Source organism: Cohnella sp. OV330, assembly GCF_900112065.1.
Taxonomy (GTDB): domain Bacteria; phylum Bacillota; class Bacilli; order Paenibacillales; family Paenibacillaceae; genus Cohnella.
In genome coordinates, this window is record NZ_FOKE01000004.1 from 498,694 (window position 1) to 518,015 (window position 19,322).

Below are 19,322 nucleotides of genomic sequence, written 5' to 3' on the forward strand. Positions count from 1 at the left end.
TCAGCCTTTTCGGCCGTAATCCGCCTTGACCTCGCCCCATCGCTCCGTTTCCCACTTGAGCACCTTGTTCGGGTACGTATTGACGCGCAGCCAACTGAGCGCGCGGTCGACGAGCGCCCAGATCTCGAAGGTCGACTCGTCCCGCGGCAGCGTCGTCACGACTTCTTTTTGCTTTAGCCATTTGAGCGCCGTGCGCGAATCGCTGTAGATCGTCTTCGCACTTCCCCGCTGCTTCAAATAGGCGAGCGCGTGGACGATCGCCAGAAATTCGCCGAGGTTGTTCGTTCCCTTATCGATCGGTCCGACCGAAAACAACACGTCGCCCGTTCGCGTATCCACGCCTCTGTATTCGACCGGACCCGGGTTGCCGCGCGTGCCGACGTCCACCGACACGCTGTCGAAGTCGATCTCGCCCGCGGCTTGCTCCGGCGACAGCGGCAGCTTCTCTCCCGCTCCCGCGGACCTGGCCGATGCGCCCGAGGCGCTTTTCCCGCCGCCTTGCCCCCAATGCTTTTTCCAGCCCTCCCGGTAAGCCCGCTCCGCCTCCGGCTTGCTGCCGTACGATTTGTACTTCGCGTCCTTGCGTCCGGATACTTGGGCTTGGCATGCCGGCCACGAGTCGTAAATGCCCGGCGCGCCGCCTTCCCAGACGACATAATATTTTCCCGCCATGTCTTTTTGCCCTCCATGCGCCCGGCGCGCCTTGCGCGCGGCCCCTCGTTCAAACATTGATTGTAACATATTGTACGCGCAAAAAAATCCGTGCCTCCCGGCCCTTTTCGGGGCGGAGGCACGGACAGATTCATGCGGATCGCTTGTCGGTTAAAGCAGCTTCATGCCGACCATCAGTCGCCTGAGGGCAGCCGCGGCCTCGGCGCGCGCGACAGTCGCCTTAGGCGCGAACGTGCCGTCCGGGCGACCTTGGAGCAGGCCTAGGCGCATCAGCTCCTTGGTCGCCTCGCGCGCCCAGACGCTGATCGAACTCGCGTCAGTGACGTCCGGGAGTGCGGCCGCAGTGCCCGCGGATGTCTGCGCCTCGGGAGCCAGCTTGAACGCGGCCGCCAGCATGACCGCCATCTGCTCGCGCGTCACCGGCGCCGACGGCGCAAACCGGCCGCCGCCGATGCCCCGGACCAGCCCGAAGCGGGCCGAGGCTTCCGCATCCGCTGCGAACCAATCGTCGGCTTGGACGTCGGCGAAGGCCTCCTTGCCCCCCTCGCCTTTCAGACCGAGCGCCCGGACGAGCATCGCGGCGAATTCGGCGCGGCTCACGGCGGCGCTTGGAGAGAACTTGCCCGCGCCCGTCCCGTTCACGATCCGTTTTGCCGCGAGCAGCTCGATGTCCCCCTTCGCCCAGTGCCCCGCGACATCGCCGAAGGCGCGCGAAGAGGCTGCCAGGACATAAATGCTGTTCGTCGTACTGCGGATCGTGACCGTCGTGTTACCGCCCCCGGCTTCGAACAGTGCCGGCACCGGACGGAATGAGCGGCTCTTCGGATCATATACGAGCGCGGCCGTTCCGGCATCGTTCAGCGTTCCGTGGAGCTTCAAGCTTCTGTCGACGAACACGCTGCCGAAGCCGTCGATCGGCGACTTCGATCCGTCCGAAGACCAATAGAGCTCGAATGCGTATTGAGCGCCTTCGATTAGCGTCAGACCGTCGATTGCAGCCGCTTCGGCCATGGCGTTTTGGACGTCCGCAGCCGGCCGCGCGATCGTCAGCAGCAGCTCGCCGTCCCCCGCCTTTTCGGCTAACCACTGCGCGATCAACGCAAGCGACAGCCTGTAGCTTACGTCTCCGGTCTCGATCGCGACCGTGCCTCCCGGCACTGCGGCGACCGCCTCTTTGAGCGCGGCGGCGCCGATCGCGACGGCGGCCGATCCGTCCGCCGCGGCATCCGCGCGGACGCGAAGGACGGAAGGCTTGCCGGCCAGCATGCCGCGCAGCGCATCGTCCAGGCGCTGGAACGACTCGGGTTTCGGCGTAGCGGGCTCCTTCACGGCGGGGTTACCCGGCGCATCCGGCGGGACGCTCGCTTCGTCCGGTACGACCTGCGGGTTGCGTCCCGCCGAAGCGTCGCCGCCGGCCGCCTCGCCGGCCGCGAGCCTGAATTTCTCATCCCCCGCGCCATTGAACTGCCTGCCCAGCTTCGCGCCGCGCACGAGCACGTTCGCCAGCGTGACGCTACCGTTCGCGTCCCCGTTTACTTGAAGTCCCCAAGTGCCCGCGCCGTCGATGACCAGGTTTTCGAGCCGCACCTTTCTGCCCGCTTCGGACCGCACGCCTTTGTCGCCGTTTGCGTAGAAGCCTTGGTACGTACTATCGATCGCCTCGTTGTTGCGGATGACGATGTCCGCGTCGATCGGCTTGTCGCCGGCGAACAGCCAGATCGCGCCGAAGTCCTGTCCCCAGTTCGGCTCGCGGCCGCCCGTGCGGAGCAGGGTGTTGCGCTCGACGACCGTCGTGCCCGAGAACGGCACCGGATTGAAGCGCGTCGACACCGCGATGCCGGCGCCGAAGCCCATCGTATCCGCGATGATGTTGTCGCGGATCGCGTTGTCCTTGCCTCCGAAGACGGCGACGTTATCCGCCAGCGTCGGCAGCTGGATCGTATTGAAGCGCACGACGTTGCCCTCCGTGCGGGCCAGCTCGTCGCTCGCGCCTTCGCGCGGGTCCGACCACAGCGCGACGGCGTCGTCGCCCGTATTGCGGATCGAGCTGTGCTCGAGCGTCGAATGCTTCGTCCCGGTCGAGAAGTGCACGCCGTCCGCATACGTATCCCTGACGCGCAGGCCGCCCAGGTACAAGCCTTCCGTACCCAGCGACGCGTCGTCGCTAAGCGTCGTCCAAATGCCGGCCTTCGCATGGCGGATCCATACGTGCTGAATCGACGAGCCCTTGCCGTAAGCGCCGTCGAATCCCGCCTCCGGCAGCGCGTCGCGTCTCGCGTTCACGCCGACGTCGACGGTCAGATCGCGAATGCGGACCCGATCGCCCCGCCCCATGAAGCCCGCGCCCGTCAGCTTGGTGTGCCACATCCCGGCGCCTGCGATCGTGACGCCGCTCACCTCGAGCGGGCGATCGATCCGGTACGTTCCCGCCGGCAGCCACAATCCGAACCCTTCGCGGTGCGCGTCGTCGATCGCCGCCTCGAGCGCAGCCGTATCGTCCTTGCCGTCATCGGGCAGGACCCCGTACCGTGCGGCCGACACGTAGCCGGCCGGCATCTCGAACGGCGCCGGCGCAAGCTCGAGCTCGGCGAAGTCGAGCGTATAGCTGGCGGCCGCGTCTCCTTCGTCCTTGCGCAGCATGACGGTCGCGCCCGCCGGGATGTCGCCGACGAACTGCTGCGCTTCGTCGTAGAAGCGGTGCGGATCGCCGTCGGCCGGCTGATTGGAATACGGGTACTTGCCGTACACCCAGCTGAATTCGGACGTCAGGGTAATCGTCCCTCGCTTTTGTCCGTTCACGTACAAGCTTAACGTAGCGGCCAAGCCCGCGCCGTCTTCGCTATCCGGCATGCTGTACCGGATATTCAAATAGTTCGCCGCGGCGGACGATTGGAACGACACGTAGTCGCCTGTCGCCGCGAGCGTCACCGCCTGCCTGCCGGACGATTCGGCGGACAGCGTGCCATATGCCCTGTCGCCCGAGACGAGCTGTCCGTTGGTCGCCATCCGTTCGGCCTCGTACGTCTCGTAAGGCACGTCGGCTCCACGCGATGGCGGAGCCGCAGCGCCTCTGACGATCAACGCGTCGACCGCGACGGCGTCCGAGGGTGCGCCTTCGCCCTCCAGCTCGACGCTGTTGTACCCTGCGCGCAGCGGCAGCGCGAACGCGGCTTCGCGCCAGCCGCCGGCGCCCCCGTCCAACGACAGCGTCTGCATGCGGACGCCGTTCACGGACAGCGCCACGCGCCCTTCGCCGCGGTAGCGGATCGAGGCGGCATAGCTCCCCGCCACCGGCGCGTCCACGGCGAAGAACAGCGCCGCGTCTTCGCCTGCGAAGCGCTCCGCGTACGAGACGCCTCCGGCCGTCCCGATCGACACGCCGCCCCGTGCGAACGCGTTTTCCGCTTCGTACGCGACCGTGCCCTTCAGCGGGCGAAGCTGCCAGCGGGTCGCGGCCGAGCCCTCGGCCGCAAGACCGAGCGAGCCGTCGCTCGCGTCGGCCGCCAACGACAGCCCGGGCCAGCGAGCGCTGACAAGCGACGTCAGCCCGGCGTCTTGGGACAAGCGCCACTGCGCGCCGAGCGCCGTGCCGTCGGGCGACAACGCGACCTTGCCCGCCGAATCGGCCGTCAAATACAGCTCGGCGTCCGCCTGCCTGACGCGCGTATACCCGTTGTACGCTTCCAGCAGCCATCGGGCGCCTGCAGCCGCTTGCGTCTGGGCGACCGTCTTGGCCTCGCCGCCCGCCCCTACCAGCCAACTGCCATTTGGATCGCTCGCCAGCTCATATACGTTGGCGTCCGCGATCGCCGGCGTCGCGCCGTTCAGGTCTTCCGCTTCGGGAACCGGGGGACGCGCCTCGGCAGGCGCCGTCTCCAGCGTCCACCGGACGCCCGCGCTCTCGATCGACCGCAGATCGTATTGGGCATAGCCCGTACGGTCCTCGCTATGCAAGTACTCGTCGAGATGCCCGGCAGCGCCGCTTCGGATCAGGAAGCCGCCTGCGACCGGCGCATCCTCGACGTGCCACAGCGAAGCTTCGGAAGCGCCGGCGACTTCTTCCGTCTCCAGATACGCCTGCGCGCCCGCGATCGACATGACGTTGCCCGTCGCGCGGTTCGCGAAGCGATCCCCTTCCGGTCCGCGATCGATACGCCAGTGACCGGACGCGTCGTCCGCTGCCGGGTTGCCGTAGAGAACGACTTGGCGCGCGTTTTCATACAGATACTGGCCGGTCGCGCCGTTTTTAATGCGGACAAAACCGGCGGGCAGCGCAGACGGAACGAACGGTGCCTCTTCAACGAGCCACTGCGCGCTGCCCCAGTCGGCAGGTACCCCGCTGGACTGGGCGAAGCCTTTGTTGTCTTCGTCGTGGATGCGCTGGTCGTTTTTCCAGACGTTCGTGAACACCTTGCGGCCTTCGGCGCCGTCCGTCATCGTCCACTGCGCGCTGCCCAGGGTCGGATCGATGTCGAGCGCCTCGAGCGCGCTCTCGTAGCTCGTCACGCGCTCGTTGGTCACGAGATGCCCCGTCGCGCGATTTGCGATCAGCATCCCCTGCTCGCCCTGGCGGAGCGACCATTGGGCGGCCGGATCGGCCGGATCCGGCGCGCCGTCTTTGACGATGCCGTCGTCCTCGTACAGGTATGTTCCTCTGTAGCCGTTCTTCAGCGTCACGTAGCCTTGCGGCACGCCGATGTCCCCAGCCGGAACGAATATCCACTTCGGACTGCTCCAATCCCGGTCGATCACGCCGTACTGCGCGAATTTCAGTTTGTTTTCGACGTGAATGTACGACTGTGCGTCCGCTGCCTGGTTCGAATCGCGAACGCTGTGAATCTCCTTGGCCCCCTGGTAATCCTCGATGATCCAGTCGCCCGCCGTCGAGCCTTCGGCAAGCTCCGAGGCGCGTAGCGGCTGGCGCGCGTCCGACGCGCCGTCCAGCGTCGCGAAATGTCCCGTCGCGCGGTTTTGAATCCGTTTGTAGCCTTCGCCGGATACGACCAGCCACTCCGCCTTCGGGTCTCCGGCGACGGCGTTGCCGTATTTGACGATGCCGTCCTCCTCGTACATATACAGTTGCAGCCAGCTGCTCTTGATCCGGATATAGCTCGGCGCCGGCGGCTCGCCAGATCCGCCCGGCGCCGACCCCGGATCCTCGAGCCGCCATTGCGCGCTGCCCCAGGAAGGCTGCGCCCAGTCGTTGACGTGTCCCGCGCCGTCCTGCGCCTGGACGTTCAACAGCGCGGACGAATCGGCAGGATCGGCGAACGTATAATGGTCGTCCACCGAGCTGCCGCCCGAATCCTTCGCCGGCGCCATTGCCCAGGCAAACGGCTCGAACGCCGAAGCTGCGGGCTCGCCTGCGGCAAGGTAATGGCCGCTTTGCGCGTTGCGAATCAGCGTGCCGCCGGCCGTAACGTATACGAGCCATAATGCCAGCCGATCGTCTGCTGCAGGCGTGCCGTATTTGACGCCGCCCGCTGCGTCCTCGAACAGGTATCCGCCCTTCCAGCCGTCCGCGAGCCGCACCGGCTCGACCTCCGCCGCCGGCTGCAGCTTCCACAGCGCGCTGCCCCAGGAAGGCTGCGCCCAGTCGTTGGCATGCGCGAAGCCGTCCTGCGACTCCACGTTCAGCAGCCGGTTCGCGTACACCGCGCTCGACACGCTGACCTGCCCCGAAGCATCGGGCGCGGACACCAGCCATTGCGCCGTCTTCCCGCCTTCTCCTTCCTCCGGGGGCAGCGCCTCCAGCGGCTGCGCGACGGCATCCGCCGCGGCGACGTTTTTCATATCCATAAAATGACCGGTCGCCCGGTTGCGAAACGTCGTTTTCCCGTCGGCCGTCTCCGCGAACCATTGCGAAGCGCGGTCCGTGACCGCAGGCGCCCCGTACTTGACCTTGCCCGCTTCCTCGAACAGGTAGGTTCCTTTCCACGGGTTCAATAGGCGAACGGCTTCGGCGGACGGTGCCGCTTCGACGTGCCAGGTCGCACTGCCCCAGCCCGCCTGCGCCCAGTTGTTCGCGTGCGCGTAGCCGTCCTGCGTCTGGACGTTGAGCAGCCGGCTCGCAAAGCCCGCGCTTGCGACGTTCACGGCGCCCGGCCTGCCCGGCACGTCGTTCACGAGCCAAAGCGCGCCAGGCGTCGACGCGTCCGCGGACGTCGTCTCGAGCGGATCCGCGATCCGGGCGTCCGGCGTTACGGACGTCATATCGAGCACCCGTCCGCTCTGCCGGTTGCGGATGAGCTTCTTGCCTTCGCCCGCGTCCTCGATCCGCCACTGCGCGGCGGGATCGGACAGCGCCGTCGTACCGTAGCGCACCCGTCCTGCCGCGTCCTCGAACAAAAACTTTCCTTTCCAGTCGTCCTTGAACCGGACATACCCGCCCGCGTCCTGCGCCGCGGCCCCTGCCGGCTCGGCCGGCTCGGCGAACGCCTGCAGCGGCGCGAGCAGCAGCGCCGCGATCAGGCCGAGCGCCGGCCATTTTCGCCAACGTAACCTCATGACGGACCCTCTCCCTTTTTACGAAGCTTGGCTCCTTTTTTGCGTGCTATCCTTTCGTCGCGCCTTCTGCAAGCCCTGCGATCAGGTAGCGCTGAAGGATGAGAAAGACGACCGCGATCGGCAGCGCGACGAGGATCGTCCCGGCCGCGAACATCGTGAAGTTATTGCCGACCTTGTCGTTGATGAAGCTGAACAGGCCGAGCGCGATCGTGAACTTCTCCGGGGAGCGGAGAATGATGCGCGGCGTCAGAAAGTCCATGAACGGCGCCATAAACGTAAACAGCGCCACGACCGCCAAAATCGGCCGCACGAGCGGGAACAGGATGCGGAAGTACGTCGTCAAATGCCCCGCACCGTCCATTTTCGCCGACTCGTCCAAATCCCGCGGGATCGTGTCCATGTAGCCTTTTACGAGGAACACGTTCATCGGCAGCCCGCCGATCACGTAAAAGATGATGAGTCCGGCGAACGTATCGAGCAGGCCGACGAGATTGAGCAGCAGATAGATCGCCACCATGCCCATCAGCACCGGGAACATCTGCATGAGCAGCACCGCATAGATGCTATTTTTGCGCCCGGCGAAGTGATAGCGGGAAAAGACGAACGCAACGAGCCCGACCATGATGACGGAAAACAACGCGTTCAGCACGGCGACGTAAATCGTGTTTTTGTACCAGAGCACGTAATCGCTGCGCGGATCGTAGAACAGCCATTTGTAGTGCTCGAGGGACAGCGAGTCGGGAATGAGCTTGGAACTGAACATGCTCGTGCCCGGATTGAGCGAGATGCTGACCGCCCACAGCAGCGGGTACAGGATGACGGCGAACATGATCAGGACGACGAGGTAGATGCCGGCTACCTCCAGCCGCGACTTGAGCGTGCGACCCATCAGTACATGCCCTCCTCTCGGAACGAGCGCGTGCGGCGGAACTGGAAAAACGCGAACAGCGCGACGACGAGCCCCATGATGATCGAGATCGCGGCGGCCATCTTGTAGTTGTTCTGGTCGAACGTGAGCGTGTACACCCAGGAGATCAGAATGTCGGTCGCTCCCGAGCTTTGGCCCGGCACCGGCGGCCCGCCTTTATTGAACAGATAAATGATGTTGAAGTTGTTGAAATTGTACGAAAACTGCATGATGAGCAGCGGCGCGGTCGCGTACAGCACATGGGGCAGCGTGATGAAGCGCATCTTGTCCCAGCGGGAGCCCCCGTCGACGTCGGCCGCCTCGTACCAGTCTTTGGAGATGCTCTGCAGGACGCCCGTCACGAGCGTGAACACGTACGGAAAGCCGAGCCAGATCTGCACGAAAATGATCGCGATCCGCGCCCAGGTCGGGTCGGTCAGCCACGGGACCGACGTGCCGAAGATCGACATGACGTCGCGGTTGACCGAGCCGAACGTGTCGTTGAACATGGCAGCGAACACGAGTACCGTCATGAACGACGGTACCGCCCAAGGCAGGATGAACACGGTGCGGATGAGCTTTTTGAAGCGGACGCGGGCGTCGTTAACGAGCAGCGCGAGAAAAAAAGCTAGCGCGATCTGCAGGCTCGTCGCGACCAGTGTCCACACGACCGTCCAGGTGAGCACCGCGAGCAGGCTCTTCGTCCATACGCCTTCGGTGAACAGCGCGGCGAAGTTGTCGAAGGCGACCCAATCCAGCAAGTGCGCGGGCGGCGAGTTGTACAGATTGTAGTTGGTGAACGCGAGGCAGATCATGAACAGCAGCGGGAAAATGACGATCATCGTCAGCAGCATGAATGTCGGCACGATGACGAAATACGGGAAGCCGTGCTCCCAGCTATCGTGAAATGCTTGGCGGACGGACGGGATGCGCAGTCCTTCCTGCCGTTTGGCCGCGTCACGGTAAGCATCCCGCAGATTTAGCGCGTAAGCTGACGTGAACAAGGCAAGCAAGAGCACCGCGATGATGCCTTCGACGAGCAGCGTCCTCGAGTCGTCGGTCTCGGGATTGCTGCCGAGCGTGATCAGGCCATAAATGCCGTTCACGATCGGCGCGGACAAGGCGATGCCGACGGCTGCGGCCAGCAGCAGGAAGATCGTGCCTTTGATGTAACGGCGGTTGGCATACTGCCCGAACCCGGGAATGACGGACAGCAGCGCCGCCGTCCGCGGCTTGGGTCCCGCGAGAGTTTGCGGTCCGCCCGTTGCGGCCTGTTGAATTTGCATGTTGAGACACCATCCTTAAAAAGAAGAGGGGCGGCCGTCGTCTGGGCCCCTCCACCGGATTTCATGATTGGCGAGACTTGCGATCAGGCGCCCGTCATCTTGATCTTGTCTTCGATCTGCTTCACGGCGTCGTCCATCGAGCCCTGCACGTCCTTGCCGCTCGCGATGAACTTCAACGCGTTCGCCATCGGATCCCAGACCGTATCGAGCTCCGGCACGGTCGGGAACGGCATGCCGTACGTGTTTTGCTGGGAGAAGCCGAACACCAGCGGATCTCCCGTCAGGTCGGTGCTCGTGAGCACGCTTTTGACCGGCGGCACTTCGCCCGTCTGCTTGAAGTAATAGAGCGAATTTTCTTCGTTCGTCATGAAGGCGGCCAGGTCGGACGCCCACTCCGGAGACTTGGAAAACTTCGAGAGCATCCAGCCCTTGACGCCGATGAACGAGGTCGGGCGCTTGCCGTTTTCGAGCGTCGGCAGCGGCGCGACGGCGAGGTCGTCGCCGAGCTGCTTTTTCAGATCCTGAATCGCCCAAGGCCCGTTTACGATGGCGCCGACCTTGCCCTGTCCGAACAGGCCGCCGACGATGTCGCCGTTGACGTCCTTCGGAATATATCCCTTCTGGAACCAGCTTTGGATGAGCTGGCCGCCCTTGACCGCGCCTTCCTTGTTGAAGCCGATATCCTTCGTATCGAAGCCTCCGCTTCCGTCCGGCTTGAAAATATAGCCGTCGTTGCCGCCCATGAACGCCCAGGCGTAATAGAAGTTGGTCGCTTCGAACAGGAAGCCGTACTGCTGCTTTTTGGCATCCGTCTGCTCGGCCATGATCTTCTCGAGGTCCGCAATCGTTTTCGGGGCTTCGGGCACGAGCTTTTTGTTGTAAAACAGCGCATATGTCTCGGTGACGGCCGGAAGTCCGTACAGCTTGCCGTCCTGGCTGAGCGCAGCCAGCGCTTCCGGCGTATAGGCGGACAGCGTCTCCTGCGGCGTCTTGATCTCCTGCACGAGGCCTTTGATCACGAGCGCGCCAATGCCGGGCTGATAGAACAGGTCGGGGCCTTTGCCCGCCGGTCCGTCAAGCGCGAGCACGTCCGGCTGGTCGTTCATCGCGACAGGCTTGATATTGACCTTGATGCCCGTCTGCTCGGTGTACTTTTTGGCGATCTCCGTGGAGACGGCGATTTTGTCCGCGTTGTCGTCCTGCCAGATCGTCAGCTCGGCCGGCTTGGCGGGCAGGTCGGACGAGGCCGATGCGGACGCCGACGACGAGTCGACTGGAGACGCTGATGCCGAGGCGCTCTGGGATGCGGACTGGCTGGCGGACGGAGAAGCGGCGCCCGCGTCGTTGCCTTCGTTGTTGCCGTTGCCGCCGCAGGCGGATAGCGCGCCGGCCACGAGCAGCGTGCCGAGCGGGATGGCGATTACCTTTTTGTTTAGCATTTGTTCGGACTCCCTTTCCCTCTGGACCGTAGGATGGTTGCGACGTTTATTGGCCGCATTGATCTTGCTTGCCTTCATGTTAAGGCAGAGCGGCAGGGGGTAACTACCAACCTAGTGACCGGTGATCGCAAGATTGTGACCAGGAGAGAACGGGCGAGGTCAGCTGGTTCGCAACAAAAGCGCTGCTTCGGCGGCGATTGATCGCCTGGCGCTGGCTGCAAGCGAGGTTTGCGCGGTTAGGGCGGTGGCGGGCATATGCTCACGGATAGCTAGGTATCGGCAGCCGTCGTTCTGCGCGGTTGATCATTCCAGATGGGCATGAGACAATCAGGTATCCAGCGGTTGGAATAAAACGAGGAAACGGGGAGGAAATTGGCATGCAGTATCGTTCACTGGGCCAAAGCGGGCTTCGCGTCTCGGCGATCGGCCTCGGCACGAACGCTTTCGGCAAGCGCTCGGACCGGGAGACGTCGATCCGGATCGTTCATGAGGCGCTAGACAGCGGCATCAATATGCTGGACACGGCTAACATCTACGCAGGTACGCAGTCGGAGTCGATCATCGGGGAGGCGCTGGCGGGAAGACGACATGAAGCGGTATTGGCCACCAAGGCCGGGCTGCCGATGGGACAAGGCCCGAACGACAGAGGCTCGTCCCGCTTCCATCTTCAGCGGGAGCTGGAGGGCAGCCTGAGGAGGCTGAAGACGGATTACGTGGATCTGTACCAGATCCATACGTTCGATCCGGCGACGCCGCTGGAGGAAACGCTGCGCACGCTGGACGACTTGGTCGCGGCGGGCAAAGTGCGCTATATCGGCGCGTCCAACTATGCCGCCTGGGAGCTCATGAAGGCGCTCGGCGTCAGCGAGCGGCGCGGGTTCGAGCGCTTTGTCTGCACGCAGGCCAGCTATTCGCTCGCCGATCGCACGCCCGAGACCGAGCTCATTCCGCTATGCCTCGACCAAGGCGTCGGGCTCATCCCGTACTTCCCGCTCGCGGGCGGCATTCTGACCGGCAAGTACGCGGCAGCGGGCGATGCGGCGCCGGAAGGGTCGCGGGCCGACACCGATCCCTCGTTCCGCCGGTTCCTAGGCGGCCGCGCGGACGAGCTAGGCAGGCAGGTCGCCGCGCTGGCCGACGAACTCGGCGTTCAGCCGGCGGTGCTCGCGATCGCATGGCTGCTCGCCCGCCCCGCAGTCGCTACCGTCATCGCCGGCGCGACCCGGCCCGAGCAGCTTCGCGCCAACCTGGAGGCCGATGCCCTGCATCTGTCCGAAGCGACGCTTGACCGGCTGGACCGGATCAGCGACGATTTCCGGCAAGGCAGCCCGTTCGCCGTTTATCGCTTGTCCTAAACTTGCAAACCTAAGCCGCAGCGGGCGCGATGTACTTGCGCGATACGGACACCAATGCTCGTTAAAAAAGTCGATTATGTCCGTTCATGATGCCCCTCGCCCTTCGTCGGCATATCCTGCGCCGGGTCGGGCGAGATTTTGTGCGGAATCTCCCCTTGCGACAGCGGTCCGTCTTCGCCAAGGTAGTAGTGCCTGACAGGCTTCATATCGTCGCCGAACTCGTAGACGAGCGGGATCGCCGTCGGAATGTTGAGGTTGACGACGCCGTCCTCGGGCAGATCGTCCAGGTACCGGATCAGCGCCCGCAGCGTGTTGCCGTGCGCGCATAGCAGCAGCTTGCGCCCCGCCGACAGCTCGGGCAAGATTTTTTTCTCCCAATAGACGAGCACGCGGTCTGCCGTGTCGTCCAGGTTTTCCGTCAGCGGAACGTCGCCGTCGATGTCTTTATAACGGGGATCGTCGCCCGCATACCTTTCGTCGTCCCGCTCGAGCGCCGGCGGACGCTCGCTCACGGACCTGCGCCAGAGCAGCACCTGGTCGGCGCCGTAACGTTCAGCCGTCTCCGCTTTGTTCAGCCCTTGCAGCGCGCCGTAATGGCGTTCGTTGAGCCGCCAGCTCTTGGAGACCGGGATCCAAAGCTGGTCGAGCTCGTCCAGAATGATGCCCATCGTCCGAATCGCCCGCGTCAGCACCGACGAGAAGGCGGCGTCGAAGGCGAATCCGTTCGCGCGCAGCACCTGTCCCGCGCGCCGCGCTTCCTTGAGCCCCTGTTCGGACAGATCCGAATCGGTCCAGCCCGTGAACCGGTTTTCCAGGTTGTATTCGCTCTGACCGTGCCTCACGAATACGATCTTCATGCCATTCCCTCCGTTTCCTCTCGCTTCTCGTATTATAACCGCATTCCCTCGCCGAGGACATTCGCCCAGGGTGTTCAAATCGGCCCGGAGCATGTATAATGAACCGGACGACAAACGGCCCCGGCTTTTCTGAGAGGAAAGCCCTATACAAGCGACATTTTCGAACGGCATAGACCGCGATCGGTACGGTACCGCATCAACGATCCCGGTGCTTTTCGTTCATTTCGAGAGGAGTTTTTTTTGTTGTTTCAAAAATTGAAAAGCAACTGGTTCTTCAACGCGCGCAGAGACATTCTGTCCGGGTTGACGGTCGCTTTTGCGCTCATTCCGGAAGCGATCGCCTTCTCGATCCTGGCAGGCGTCGACCCGATGGTCGGCTTGTACGCGTCGTTCTGCATCGCCGTGACGATCTCGATCGTCGGCGGCCGTCCCGGCATGATTTCCGCCGCGACCGGCGCGATGGCCTCCCTCATGGGACCGATCGTGGCCAAGTACGGCATCGAATATATTTACGCCGCCGCGTTGCTGACCGGCGCCATTCAATTCATCATGGGACTGTTGCGGTTCGGACGATTCATCACCTTTATCCCTCATTCCGTCGTGACCGGCTTCGTGAACGCGCTCGCCATCATCATCTTCATGGCGCAGCTGCCGAACTTCGAAGGCGCGAACTGGCAGATGTACGCGATGGTGGCGGGCACGCTCGCGATCATTTACCTGTTCCCGCTGCTGACCAAAGCCGTACCTTCCGCCCTCGTCGCTATCATCGTCATGACGATCGTGTCTGTCAGCCTGGGCCTCGACCTGCGGACGGTCGGCGACATGGGCCCGATCACGCAGAAGCTCCCGCTCTTCCATTTCCCCGACATCGACTTCACCTTCGCGGCGATCTGGCGCATCGTGCCGATCTCGCTCGCGCTTGCGGTCGTCGGCTTGACCGAGTCGCTCATGACCGCGACGATCGTCGACGAGATGACGGAGACGAAGAGCGACAAAAACCGCGAGGTGCGCGGACAAGGCATCGCCAACGTCGTCTCCGGCCTGTTCGGCGGCATGGCCGGCTGCGCCATGATCGGACAGACGGTCATCAACGTCAAATCCGGCGGGCGCTCGCGGCTCTCGACGTTCGTGGCCGGCGTGTTTCTGCTATTTTTGATCCTCGTGCTGGGCGACGTCGTCCGCGAGATTCCGATGGCCGCGCTCGTTGGCGTCATGTTCATGGTGTCGATCGGCACGTTCGACTGGCATTCGGTCCGCACGCTCGCCAAGATTCCGCGCAGCGACGCGCTGATCATGGTCGTGACCGTCGGCATCGTCGTCGCTACGTCCAATCTCGCGCTCGGCGTGCTTGCGGGCGTCGTGCTCAGCGCCGTCTATTTCGGATGGCGCTCCGCACAAATCAAGGCGCAGGCGGATACGACGAAGGACAATCGCAAAGTGTACCGGATCACCGGCCAGCTCTTCTTCGGCACGATGAACCACTTCGTCAACTTGTTCGATTACAAAGAAGATCCTTCGAAAATCACGATCGATTTCTCGGCCTCGCACGTTTGGGATCACTCGGCCGTCACGGCGATCGCGAAGGCGGTCGGCAAGTACGAGCAGTACGGCAAAACGGTGCAGATCGTCGGATTGAACGAAGATAGCCGCAGGCTGCTGGAGCGCTCGGGATTGTCCGGCGCGACTAAAGCCAGTTAGCGCCAACGCCCTCCTTCGCCTTGCATTCCAGGCGCATCAAAAAGCAAAAGACCGCCCGCAGGCGGCCTTTTTTTTTGCGTTGCTTTGCCTTCACCGTGATTTCCCGACGCTTCGTGACGCCCGATGCGTTGTACCGTTCGTCCCGGCTTTACTCGCAGTTCGACGATCAGGATGTCAACTCCAGGACGCCTCCGGCGCCGTCCAGGATCACCCATGGCGAACTCGCGAACGTCTTCGTCCCCGATGTTGCGCCTCCTTTCTCGAAAATGAGCCCTGCAGGAGCGCTCACGATGCTGTAGGTGCCTGCCGCAATGCTGGTCAATTGGCCGTAGCTGGCCGTACCGCCCGCATAAGTTCCGTGTGCCGCCAAAGCATGCGTGCCGATAATCGTTCCGTTCAATTTCACGGTGAGCGTCACGCTTGGCTTGGGAACCGGTTTCGTTGCGGCGTTCAACTTGAAGCGTCTGCCGGATTCGGACCGAATGGTGAGCACGCCTCCGGCTTTGGTCCAGTGAACGCCTTTCGCGATCATGTTGGCATCCGCGCTTCCGCCCGAAGACACTTCCGAGTAAGCCTCGTCGTAGAGCTTGGTCGCCGCGTTCGTGAATTGGACTTCGAGCTCGGGCGCGTCGCCGGATATGGAAATCTCCGCAGCGCTTGCCGCGATGGTGGCCGGAACGTTCGATTGGAGCAGGACGACGCCGTCTTTCTCCAATCGGACGCCATCCAGCAGCAGGACATTACTCCCGCGAACGACGGCGGCCGTGCCGTCGAATTTGAAATTCGCGTTCACCTCGATGAGCCCGCTGCCCGCCAATCGTACGTACACCATGGTTCCGTCGGAGAACGCAAGACTCTGATAAGTCGTATGGTTCTGCGAAGTTATGGCCACTGGCGGCGAGCCGGTCCGATACGGCTGGTAGGTGGAGATGATCGTCTGCGCCGCAGCCGAAGGAAACGTAAACTTGGCGTGCCGCTGCGAAGGCTTCTGCGGGTTCAGGGCAGGAAAGATCGTCGTGCCGGACGCCGTCTTAAAATCGGAAGTGACCGATGCGCTCGAGACGGTCGGATAAATCATGCGGACGTTCATGGCCGCTTGATTTTTCTCGATCGTCGCCCCTTGCGAATTGCCGTCTACCGTTAAAGTGCCGTCGGCATGGAGCAAGTACTCGAACGGGACGCTGGATGTCCCCTTCGCATCTAGCTTATCGATGACGACGAAGGCGTTCGGCTTGACGTAGATGATCCCTCTTCTGGCCAGGTCCAGGCCGGTCAACGCGGGATCCTGATTGTAGGCGACAGTCGCGTCCCCTACGGTTCCGTCGAACGCTTCGATGGACGCGAATCCCGCGATTCTGCCCGCTGCGCGGATGTCGTTGGTTTTCTGTCCCTTGTTGCCGTCGTACGTAATAGCGTTATGGGCCAAGGTCGTGCGGTAATAATTGTTGTGAAAATCGCTCCCGTAGGCGTCGTAATATCCGGCATCGATCGCCAGCTTTTCGCCGAAGCCATCGATCGTGAAGCTGTTCTGATCGGCGTGGCTGTGATTGTAGCTGCCGTAAACGCTGGACTTGAAGTACAACGAAATTCGGTCCGGGTCGTACAGGCTGGAGTGCATGGCGACCCAGCCGACATCCTTCTGCCAGCGGGCCGAAGGAAGCTCGAACGGCGGCCGCTTCGCGACACTATCGTCGCCGTAAGGGTAGGTGAACAACTTGTAAGGATCCAGCGCGACCGGCGCGGCCGCGGCTGCCCACTGGGCGCTCTCGTTTCCGTATATTTGCGCTTGCCGCCTCAGGAGGTTGACAGTTTCGCCGTTCATCGGCTTTTCGGCGCTGTCGCCGAAATGATTGCTCGGCGACCCGACCGGCAAGAAGTAGGGAACGAGATACTGTTCGTTTAGGGAAAAGGCCTTGTTATACAAATTCACGCCGGTAGCCGCCTGCAAGACGTCCGCCACTCTCTTGTCCGCCAGGTGCGACACTTCCCAATAGCCGGTGCCAGACGCCCAGCCCCCCTGCTCTCCGCCCACCGGCGGATACCAATTGATTCGGACCGGAACCGATTTTCTGAACCACTCCTTGGCATAGTCGTGCATGGAAATGCCGTTCACGGTCCCCGTCTCGTGCATCATCGCCGTCGCGATGATCGCCACGTAGCCGGCGGCCGTTCCGCCATGCGAATCATACGGTTTCTTGTAGAGCGAATGGGCATCGAGAATGTCGTTGTAAAGCGTTTGCGTCCGCGTATGAATGGCGGTCAGCAATTGCTGTCTGTCGGCAAGGGTAAAAGCGCTGTTGTTCGTTACGTTCAGCCAGTCGTAGGCGACGGCGGAGGCCAATACGATCTCGCGGAACGATCGGTCGTCGTTTGCATAGCTCGTCGTCCCGTTCGGGTTCCAGCCGACGATGTTCATCAAGCGCGTTTTCGTGAACGAAAGGTACTTGGATTCCGCCGTAATCAAATACATTAACGCCCCGGACAAGATGGTCGTCGTTTCTCCGGAGGTGATCCCGAACACGTCCGACGTCGACGAGGGCTCGCTCGGCGCGCCGGTTTGAGCCGCGATCATGCCGTCTACTCTCGTTTTAGCAAAATTATAAATAGGCGCGCCTACGTTATCCTTAAGCTGCCTGAACGCGTTTAACCTACTCGCGGTCGTTAAAATTCGGGGCCTGCCTGTCGGTACGCTGTTCAACAAAGCGTTGATATCGGGCACCGTAAAAGAAACGGCGTTCGCTTTAATGCCGAATTGCCGGGTATCGCTCCATGCCGACCAGCCTTGCGGGAGATGATAGCGTACGCGCCAATAATAGCTTTCACCCGCCGTCAGCGTATTCGGAAGGTTAAACACGTTGACGGGGATTCCCGCTTTGGCAAATACGGTCGTATCAAAGGTATCGTTAGAAGCGATCTGAAGCTCATATTGATCCGCTCCCTCGACGTAGCGCCAGGAGAAATCCGGGGGATTCTGCTCGACGGACGACCGGTCGGCGGGTCTGAACGGCATGGGCGGCTCGGTTGGCGCATCGAAGGGCCAGCCGTACCTCAGCTCGGCCGAGTCGAACACGGCAGTATCGGCAGAAGACGAATCGGTGGACAGCGCCACTCTTACCGACGAGGCATAGCCGGGCGGCGACACCGATACTTTTAACGTTTGCCACCCGGATACGCCGGCGGTCGATTGAACGGCGGCTGTTGCCTCGCTTAGCACCGCCCCGCCCCAATTCAGGGATTGGAGCGTCAGCTTCACTTTCCCCGAGGTCACGTTGGCTTTGACCGAAGCGGTATAGGTAGAGCCTGGCTTATGCTTGACGAGCGCGCTCTGCAGCTGCAAAATCGAAGCATCCGAATCCGCGAGCTTGACGGCCTTGCTGCCGTGATCGACCGGGTTAGGGGCGGTTACCCAGCTCGCGCCGCTCACAGGCGAACCCGAAGCGGTCCAGCCCTCGGGCAAGGCGCCCGTCCCGGACTCGAAGCTTGGGTTGTAGAGCAGCTCGCCGCTCGTGACGGACACCTCGTCGATATAAGCGGTCGTGGCGGCGTTCTCGTCGCGCCCGTAAATCATCAGGACGAGGGTGGACGTATAGGGCGCCTGCGGCGTATACGAAAAGGAAACCGTCTGCCATCCTGCGGCCGCGGACCGCGTAACGCCCGGAATCTGGCCGTATTGCGTGCCGCCGCCGTCAAAAGAACGGGCAAGTACCGCAACGGTGCCTGCGTCGACTTTGACTTTGGCCTGAATGTCGTACGTTTCGCCCGGCCGGATCGGAATTGGCGGCGTCTTTAATCCGATCGTGCCGACCGTCCCGCTGTTGTCGACGATTTTGACGCTTCGGGCACCCGCGCTGACGTTAGCCGTCCCCGTCTCCGTCGTCACGGATGAAGGCGCCGCGTTGGCGGCAAAAGGAACCCAACCGACCGGAAAGCCGGTCTGCGTCCCGGGATCGAGCTCGAAACCCCCGTTCGCCGCCAAATTTCCCGTTTGCCGCAGCGTGACTTCATCGATCGTGGCCAAGGCGGACGCCGGCGAGGCAGACTCGTACACGGACACGACCGCCGTTGCGCTGAAAGCCTGGGGCGGCGTGAACGTGACCGACAGCGTTTGCCAGCCGGTTACCGAAGTCGAAGCGGTCATATACGACTCGGGACCCAGGTTGCCGCTTGCATCTTTGGTTTGAACCTTGAGATGAACCGTCCCCGTCGACACGTTCGCCTTTACTTCAGCCGCGTACGTAGCGCCGTAGACGATCGGGACCGGATTCGACACGACGCCGACCTCTCTGCTTCCGCCAGCGGCATCCGTTAATTTTAATCCTTGCAATCCGCTGGATTTGAGCGCAGTGTCCATCGAGATATAGGATGCCGTGTTCGGCGTCTTGAGGGTCCAATCGGTGGGAAAGCCGCTAGCGGTCGTTTCGAAGTTTCCATTGGCGACCCGTTCCTCGCCATAGGGCCAATTCGCGGCTTGCACCGCTCTCCCTTTTAAGCCTTGGGGCAGCAAGCCGACGGCAAGCGCAAGCGTCAAAAACAAAACGGGAAATTTGTGCCTTAATACCGTTTTATCCATCGTAAACCTCTTCCCGGGAACGTTCTCCCTG

At 62.6% G+C, this 19,322-nt stretch carries 9 protein-coding genes; 2 read left to right on the forward strand and 7 right to left on the reverse strand.

The genetic code is table 11. The annotated features are described in order from the left end of the window. The 5 genes from rnhA to BM235_RS12320 all read right to left on the reverse strand — a co-directional run bounded on the left by rnhA (position 1) and on the right by BM235_RS12320 (position 10,811). Positions 1-672, reverse strand: coding sequence for a ribonuclease H (gene rnhA / locus BM235_RS12300; RefSeq protein WP_090113235.1), 672 nt, complete (start codon positions 670-672; stop codon positions 1-3). A gap of 150 nt (positions 673-822) precedes the next feature. Beyond that, positions 823-7,179 (reverse strand): S-layer homology domain-containing protein, encoded by a 6,357-nt coding sequence (locus tag BM235_RS12305; RefSeq protein ID WP_090113237.1) that lies wholly within the window; start codon positions 7,177-7,179, stop codon positions 823-825. A gap of 46 nt (positions 7,180-7,225) precedes the next feature. Continuing rightward, positions 7,226-8,068: a sugar ABC transporter permease gene (locus BM235_RS12310; RefSeq protein WP_090113239.1), complete on the reverse strand. Its 843-nt coding sequence runs from the start codon at positions 8,066-8,068 to the stop codon at positions 7,226-7,228. Then, complete coding sequence (locus tag BM235_RS12315) at positions 8,068-9,372, reverse strand: sugar ABC transporter permease (protein WP_090113241.1); 1,305 nt, start codon at positions 9,370-9,372, stop codon at positions 8,068-8,070. The genes BM235_RS12310 and BM235_RS12315 overlap by 1 nt, the downstream gene beginning before the upstream one ends. Positions 9,373-9,455: 83 nt before the next feature. Next, a complete protein-coding gene (locus BM235_RS12320; protein ID WP_090113243.1) occupies positions 9,456-10,811 on the reverse strand; it encodes an extracellular solute-binding protein in 1,356 nt (451 codons plus the stop codon). A gap of 377 nt (positions 10,812-11,188) precedes the next feature. On the opposite strand from BM235_RS12320, the gene BM235_RS12325 reads away from it, so the two are divergent. Further along, on the forward strand, positions 11,189-12,166 hold the full coding sequence (locus BM235_RS12325) for an aldo/keto reductase (RefSeq protein WP_090113245.1): 978 nt from the start codon (positions 11,189-11,191) through the stop codon (positions 12,164-12,166). Positions 12,167-12,240: 74 nt separating this feature from the next. Here BM235_RS12325 and gpmA read toward each other — a convergent pair whose 3' ends face one another. Beyond that, entirely contained in the window at positions 12,241-13,023 is a 783-nt protein-coding gene (gene gpmA, locus BM235_RS12330; protein ID WP_090113247.1) for a 2,3-diphosphoglycerate-dependent phosphoglycerate mutase, read from the reverse strand. A gap of 243 nt (positions 13,024-13,266) precedes the next feature. On the opposite strand from gpmA, the gene BM235_RS12335 reads away from it, so the two are divergent. Continuing rightward, positions 13,267-14,721: a SulP family inorganic anion transporter gene (locus BM235_RS12335; RefSeq protein ID WP_090113599.1), complete on the forward strand. Its 1,455-nt coding sequence runs from the start codon at positions 13,267-13,269 to the stop codon at positions 14,719-14,721. A 166-nt stretch (positions 14,722-14,887) separates the two neighbouring features. On the opposite strand, the gene BM235_RS12340 is transcribed toward BM235_RS12335, so the two are convergent. Then, positions 14,888-19,291, reverse strand: a complete 4,404-nt coding sequence (locus BM235_RS12340) for a DUF4962 domain-containing protein (RefSeq protein WP_090113249.1) — start codon at positions 19,289-19,291, stop codon at positions 14,888-14,890. Positions 19,292-19,322: the final 31 nt, after the last annotated feature.

What these genes read in the sequence shown, in the direction of transcription:
- rnhA (WP_090113235.1), bottom strand. Translation starts at nt 672, where the DNA reads ATGGCGGGAAAATATTATGTCGTCTGGGAAGGCGGCGCGCCGGGCATT.
- BM235_RS12305 (WP_090113237.1), bottom strand. Translation starts at nt 7,179, where the DNA reads ATGAGGTTACGTTGGCGAAAATGGCCGGCGCTCGGCCTGATCGCGGCG.
- BM235_RS12310 (WP_090113239.1), bottom strand. Translation starts at nt 8,068, where the DNA reads ATGGGTCGCACGCTCAAGTCGCGGCTGGAGGTAGCCGGCATCTACCTC.
- BM235_RS12315 (WP_090113241.1), bottom strand. Translation starts at nt 9,372, where the DNA reads ATGCAAATTCAACAGGCCGCAACGGGCGGACCGCAAACTCTCGCGGGA.
- BM235_RS12320 (WP_090113243.1), bottom strand. Translation starts at nt 10,811, where the DNA reads ATGCTAAACAAAAAGGTAATCGCCATCCCGCTCGGCACGCTGCTCGTG.
- BM235_RS12325 (WP_090113245.1), top strand. Translation starts at nt 11,189, where the DNA reads ATGCAGTATCGTTCACTGGGCCAAAGCGGGCTTCGCGTCTCGGCGATC.
- gpmA (WP_090113247.1), bottom strand. Translation starts at nt 13,023, where the DNA reads ATGAAGATCGTATTCGTGAGGCACGGTCAGAGCGAATACAACCTGGAA.
- BM235_RS12340 (WP_090113249.1), bottom strand. Translation starts at nt 19,291, where the DNA reads ATGGATAAAACGGTATTAAGGCACAAATTTCCCGTTTTGTTTTTGACG.